This window comes from Rahnella bonaserana, from assembly GCF_019049675.1.
In the GTDB taxonomy this organism is placed as follows: Bacteria; Pseudomonadota; Gammaproteobacteria; order Enterobacterales; family Enterobacteriaceae; genus Rahnella; species Rahnella bonaserana.
The window spans coordinates 1-252 of the sequence record NZ_JAFMOW010000002.1; the positions used below are offsets into that span (position 1 = coordinate 1).

A 252-nucleotide genomic window follows, 5' to 3' on the forward strand; every position below is an offset into this window, starting at 1 on the left:
AACGGTTCATATCACCTTACCGACGCTTTTCGCAGATTAGCACGCCCTTCATCGCCTCTGACTGCCTAGGCATCCACCGTGTACGCTTAGTCGCTTAACCTCACAACCCGAAGGTGTCTTAAAGACAACATCGCGCTGCGATTATTTGAGAGACTCTGTTACAGACTAATCCACCACTCAGTACTTCTACGGAGAGTGATGTTCAGCTGTAAACTTTCAATTTTCAGCTTGTTCCAGATTGTTAAAGAGCAA

Annotated in this window: 1 rRNA gene; it reads right to left on the reverse strand. The window is 46.0% G+C overall.

What is annotated here, in order from left to right:
• Positions 1-100 (reverse strand): 23S ribosomal RNA (locus tag J1778_RS00010); the annotation flags it as partial.
• Positions 101-252 lie beyond the last annotated feature (152 nt).